Annotated in this window: 8 protein-coding genes; all 8 read right to left on the minus strand. The window is 33.8% G+C overall.

The genetic code is table 11. The annotated features are described in order from the left end of the window. Positions 1–287 precede the first annotated feature (287 nt). Entirely contained in the window at positions 288–731 is a 444-nt protein-coding gene (locus tag K6G87_RS03410; protein WP_296833916.1) for a hypothetical protein, read from the minus strand. 138 nt (positions 732–869) lie between these two features. Further along, positions 870–1,394: a hypothetical protein gene (locus tag K6G87_RS03415; protein ID WP_296833919.1), complete on the minus strand. Its 525-nt coding sequence runs from the start codon at positions 1,392–1,394 to the stop codon at positions 870–872. 24 nt (positions 1,395–1,418) lie between these two features. Continuing rightward, positions 1,419–1,838: a hypothetical protein gene (locus K6G87_RS03420; protein ID WP_296833922.1), complete on the minus strand. Its 420-nt coding sequence runs from the start codon at positions 1,836–1,838 to the stop codon at positions 1,419–1,421. Between the two features lie 54 nt (positions 1,839–1,892). Then, positions 1,893–2,264 (minus strand): hypothetical protein, encoded by a 372-nt coding sequence (locus tag K6G87_RS03425; protein WP_296833925.1) that lies wholly within the window; start codon positions 2,262–2,264, stop codon positions 1,893–1,895. A 26-nt stretch (positions 2,265–2,290) separates the two neighbouring features. Beyond that, positions 2,291–2,587 carry a hypothetical protein gene (locus tag K6G87_RS03430; protein WP_296833928.1) on the minus strand — a complete coding sequence of 99 codons (297 nt, stop codon included), beginning with the start codon at positions 2,585–2,587 and terminating at the stop codon, positions 2,291–2,293. A 62-nt stretch (positions 2,588–2,649) separates the two neighbouring features. Next, the gene (locus tag K6G87_RS03435; RefSeq protein WP_296833931.1) at positions 2,650–4,221 is read right to left on the minus strand and encodes a hypothetical protein; all 1,572 of its coding nucleotides are present in this window, start codon (positions 4,219–4,221) and stop codon (positions 2,650–2,652) included. A 232-nt stretch (positions 4,222–4,453) separates the two neighbouring features. Then, a complete protein-coding gene (locus K6G87_RS03440) occupies positions 4,454–4,789 on the minus strand; it encodes a hypothetical protein (protein WP_296833935.1) in 336 nt (111 codons plus the stop codon). Positions 4,790–5,380: 591 nt separating this feature from the next. Beyond that, the coding region (locus tag K6G87_RS03445; RefSeq protein WP_296833938.1) for an NAD(P)-dependent malic enzyme at positions 5,381–6,230 on the minus strand (850 nt) is incomplete at its 5' end.

The raw sequence follows: 6,230 nt of genomic DNA on the forward strand, positions 1-6,230 counted from the left end.
CAGTTAATTCTGGTCTCTCCATCCTGAACTTCGAAGTCGCTAAGGTAGGACTTATCTTCTACTATCTCTACGCTTCCTTTTTGAGAATTTCCAAAGGTTAGGAATCCCATTACAGCTGCGCAAATAACAATCACAACTGCAAAAAAAATAATAACTATCTTTTTCATATACAACGCCTCTCCTTGAAATTATATATTTATACCTGTTGTTCTAAAATAAAAGGTAAACTACAACCATGAATGTATTGGGAAGTGGTCTATGCTTCTAATCAAGAATAGAGCTATCACTTACAATTTGGTCCTTTTTAACTGAACATCTAAATAATGAATTAATTGCTCTAAATTGCCTGAATATTTTTCGCTTAAAATAATATCTTTATACCTTAACTCGAATGCTATCATCTGTTCTCCATTCTTTTTCTTATACACTCTATAGTTATGAATATCATCATATCCGAATGAGCTTGATTGGCCATTTGACTCAACAATTATCTTATTATCTTCAAAACTTATTTGATTGATCGCTTTTCTATTGCTATTTACTATATAAACAATACAGAAAATTATTGCTGGAGCACATATAAAGCTGAACACCCTAAATTCAGAATAATCGAAATGATTTGTTCCTATTCCCATGCTCAATAATGCTCCGGTAATACCTGGAAAAAATGTAAAAATTGCACCTTTTATAGAATTTATGCATTGCCTATTTGTATCTATTTTTACCGTCATTGTCACCTCGATTAATAGAACCAGATTCAACAAAATTATAAAATTACTTTTGATTATTATCCTCTTTCATCTAGAGGATATAATCTGTATTAGAGCCATTGACATTGGTACCAATATCAATAAATATTCTATGCTGTATTAGTTCCAGACATCCTCTTCAAAATAGTACCAGTAATCACAAATTTTTTCAGATTTATATCTGATTTTTCTACCTTTTGGAGTTCCATCATACTCATATGTATCGCCAGGTTGAACCTCCCTATAATAATCTAGAGTCACATTCTTTGGCGAATAATATAATCCACATGAATAATAATCTTTAGATTGGGGGGTATATTTCAAATAAATTTTTATTAAGTCTTCATTGTAATAGAAATCTTTATAAACAACAGTTCTATCGATTCGTAGATTGCCATATACTTTAAAAATATAATCATCCTCTGGCAGCTCACTAACTTTGCGATATATGAATAAGCTATCTTCTTGGTTCTGATATAATCTTTGGGCAAAAGTATTTAATAATTCTTGGTTATTCAAAACATAGTCTTTTATTTCGCTCTGTTTAACATATCTAGTATTTATGTAAATTTTATTGAGTATAATAATCAATAAAATACATCCTATTATAGAAACTAATAATCTTTTTCTATTATTAACCATCACAGGGAAATCCTTCCTTTCTCCATTTTATACCCAATTCAATTGCCTCACGATCTTCATCCATGTCCCCCCCCAATAAGGAAGTGCATACATATATATCAAATCTCCCAACCAGTATCTTTTAACTTGAACCGCAGCGCCTCCTGAGTATGTTACAAACTCAGAAAAATACTTAGATGCAATATAAGCATATGTTACATTACCTAAAGTAGATGGATCCATTACCTGTCCATGATATATAAATAATCCTCCATCACCAGGATATGGAATTCCGTATTCAGAAAAAGTATTATTCCATGATGCTTCCTGTTTTACATCCATAGATCCATACGTTTGAAAACTTTTTATAAACTCATCAAAGAATTCCACTGCAGCATACACTCCTCCTGGGCCTGCTATTGATATATCATTGTAGAGTCCATCAAAGTATTGCTCTTGTTCTTCCACATTGATACCAGGTTCAATAAACTTAAGTAACTAATATCAAACAACATCTTTTTTTCATATCGCCTCCCAAATATCTATTCTGCAACAATCAAATTCGATTTGCTCGTCATCATCAATATCACCTGGTATAAGTTCGGGTTTAATATGTAGCTTTATCTGGCCAACTACCATTAAACCCGACTTTCTATCAAGCAGCCTTCCACACAAATGATAACCAAAAGAAGAATCTGTTTTTTCAACTTTATCTTCTTCATCACTTCGAATAATATTTTTAACAATCACACACTCTAAAGGCTTTGTTAATTCATCATTTATCCCTTGCTGTAATCCATCAGCAAAACATGTAATTTCATATCTAGTATCTGAAACAACAGTAATAGCTTCTTTTTCATTTTGGTCCAGCCATTCTATATTTTTTATATACATTACTATTCTCCTGCCATGGATACACTTTATTTATATGGCTTTTCATTTCTGATTTTAATCATATCTCTATTGATCAGCCCGCTTAGCTCAAGAGGTTCAACTCCAAATTCTGTATTACTATAAACAATATTTTCGCTATGAACATCAACGACCATAAAGTCATACGCCTTATCCAAAGTATATGAAATGGGAATTACCATCTCCCATTTCATAAGCACATATTCTATTTTCTTATTGCATATATGTTTTTCTATTGAATCAATATTTAATTCTGTTAATATCGAGCTTATTATCGAATCGATGTTCCTTGTCCAATTATCCAAATGTTAACCTCTCAACATGAAGCACTTCAAAAACACTCCAATACCAGCTATGCATGTACCCTTCACAGCTTTGATAATTCAATCTTGTACATTCTTACTTTATCTTTGGCATTCATTCCTCTGCTTTCAGTTCCGTGGATCATAGAACTTGTTATCACATACATATTGTCTTCATCATCGTAAAACCACTTAATATACTTACCAAAAAGGCTGTACGCATTTAGAAGATTGAGGTCATAGTCATAGATTTGAATATATCTGCTGGTACCAACTATCAGACATTTTTTCCCATTGATCACTCGTTTTTCAATAAAAGTGTTTTTTTCAGGAAATTGCAGATTCTTGGTTACTGTTTTTTCTTTTAAATTGTATATACAATGTCCGTATACTATTTCCTGCTTTTCTTTTATATAAGTAAAATCAGAACCTATAAAAGGGAAATTAACTCCATATTCTATTGGTACTAATTTAGTTTCTATAAAAACGTGATCCTCATTCCAAAAATCAAATCTGGCAAACGCTTCAAACTTCCCACTAGATTTTTCAAAATATGTGCCTATTCTAATGATGACATCATTATTTTTCTTAATTGCCAAAGCAGTATAGTGCACGTGCTTATCATCTTTTTGTACCGATTCTGCCAATCCCTTGTTGGGTTCCTTTGGAAAAAGCTCCATATCAACCTTTGAAGCTTCATCTGCAAAGTAATATGTACTATTTGAGAGATTTTCTTCCGGTATTATTCCTGATCCAAGAATCTTATTTATCGTATCTTTATCCGATGTGACATAAAGCCCCCAAAACGGTGGCTCTGTCATATGTAAAGTAGCACCAATAAGATGATCATCCTTATTTATGCATACATTTGTATTTTTGGGTTTTTTAGTGTACTCATGGATAGGGATATAATAATCATGCACCTTACGCAGCGTTGGAACTGCGCCATCTGCCACCTGATAACAGTGAACCTTTCCATAATCAAGTTCATCTTCATCAGGTTCTACTGTCCTTATGATACCTGAGTAATTATCACTATTTGAAGGAATTGTATAGTACTTCACTACAGCACCAGGGAATTCTTCTAGAAGTTCTGCCTTTTGTGATTTATTTTTATATTTTTTCTTCTTGCTATTAATCTCTTCGATAACAGCGGCTTTATCAGATATAAAAGGCCCCTTGGTTTCTTTGAAGATCATCATATCAACATAAAAAGGAATTCCACAGATAGCACTAAGTTTGTCTATAGCTTTCGAAGCTTCCTTTTCGTTTCTCATGATATGTTTGAATACCTTAGCGTCTTTATCATCAAGTCTAAGTGCTTCTATTATGATCGGTATCTTCTTTGAAAAAGAATTATCGTATTTTACAACATGGTAAGCAGCTTTTTTACCATCCTTAGTGATATCCAGAATAAAAACATCATCATCGAAATAATTGACGGTAATGGCTGGTGAATTTAGCTCTTTGGAAAATTTTCTAGCAATCCTTGCCATCTTGTTATAGTTAAGGACCATCTCATCTTCAAGAATGGTGTCCCATCCATCTGCAATATGAACTACTGAATAGCCTGCTTCCAGCTCATACGGCTTCTTTTCGGGATTATATATATTTAAGTTACAAAGTTTTGTTCCCACAATATCCTCCATCCAATAAAATCATTGTTCCAATACGCATAGCTCTTTATAATGATTCGGAGAGTTCAAGCATATTCACTTAAAAACATCTTCTTTACATACGTAATAAACCAATCAGAGCTAACCTTGTATTATTCTTTCTTACTCGCAGCCACTAATTCATATATCTTTTTACTAACCTCAAAATAATTCTGATACCAATAAATCATTATTATTCTGTTCCCTTTTAGTTTTATTTTTTTCCTTTTCCACCGTCCACATTAGTAATATCATTTATATCTTTTGGATCAATATATACTGTCCTATTAAAAATGTTCGTATAAACAATCCTATTTTGTTCTACTTCAACTTTATAAAAAATACATAGCAATAGATTGTATATAAATATAACGTCCATAAAAATACCAAAAATAATGCCTCCATACAAATCATAAACAGTTCCCCATTTTCCCCAAATTAAAACCGCCAAGTACATAGCAGAAAGTGCCCCTGATATGAATGTAAAAGAATATTGTATTACTCCCCTTGCATAGCAAGTATTTGCTTCGACTTCTTTAATTCCAGACATTTAATCCTCCAATCCAAAAAACAAGTCAAAACTACCACTACTATTTTTTCTCTAATACTTAGCTTTCTTGCCTTTCTGTCAATAATTTGTCGTGACTCTGGTTTTTTGAGTTTTTGTTTTGACTTAGTATTCTCTTTTTGACCTTAGCGAAATCTTTAGGATAATTTGTTTTGACTTCAATGCCGTTATTGACAATGAATTCCAACAAATCATCATAATTTTCCCATTCTTTTTCATTTATACGTATGAAATATTTTTGATCAAGACGTAAAGTTATAACATCTCCTCTGATATTGTTAACAATTCGTTGTCTATCACTGGAATTAATACGAAAATACCTTTAAACATCTCGAGATTAATAGTACCAGATTCAATAAACTCAGAAAGACCTAATTCCATAAGAAGTGCTATTAACTTATCTTCCTAGGCATTATACCAATTATCAGTTTTTAAATCTTCAATATCTGACGAAATGACATTTTTATACGACGAAATGCATTTTTCAGAAAAAAACTACAACTCAATGATAAAAATCATTAAGTTGTAGCCCATTGATTTAGTATTTATTTGTATTAGTATTCTTGCCAATATTTAGATTCTTGCAACGCCGGTTTCCTTGGCTGCTTTAGCTGTTGCAGTAGCAACAGCTTCTTTTACTCTTGGATCGAATGCCTTAGGAAGGATGTAATCTGCGCAGAGTTCTTCGTCGGATACGAGAGATGCGATAGCTTTAGCTGCTGCGATCTTCATCTCGTCGTTGATCTCAGATGCTCTTACATCGAGAGCTCCGCGGAAGATTCCAGGGAAGCAGAGTACATTGTTGATCTGGTTAGGATAGTCGCTTCTTCCTGTTGATACTACTGCTGCGCCTGCTGCCTTGGCTTCATCAGGGAAGATCTCGGGAGTAGGATTTGCACAGGCAAAGATGATAGGATCTTTAGCCATGGAGCGGACCATATCCTGAGTGAGTGTTCCGGGAGCAGATACTCCGATAAATACGTCTGCGCCCTTTATTACATCTGCAAGTGTTCCCTTCTCCTTATCGAAGTTAGTGATCTTGGCCATATCTTCTTTGATAGGGTTGAGGCCTTCTCTGCCTTCATATATAGCGCCCTTACGGTCTGTCATTATGACATGCTTAAGTCCCATTGCCATAAGAAGCTTAATGATAGCGATTCCGGCAGCACCTGCTCCGCTTGTTACGATCTTGATGTCTTCGATATTCTTACCAACAACTTTAAGGGCATTCATAAGTCCTGCAAGTGTGATAACTGCTGTTCCGTGCTGATCATCATGGAAAATCGGGATGTCACTTACTTCTTTAAGCTTCTCTTCAATCTCGAAGCATCTTGGAGCTGAGATATCCTCAAGGTTGATACCGCCAAATGAGCCAAGAAGAAGTGATACTGTCTTAACTATCTCGTCCACATCCTTACTTCTT

The organism is Butyrivibrio sp., assembly GCF_024699075.1.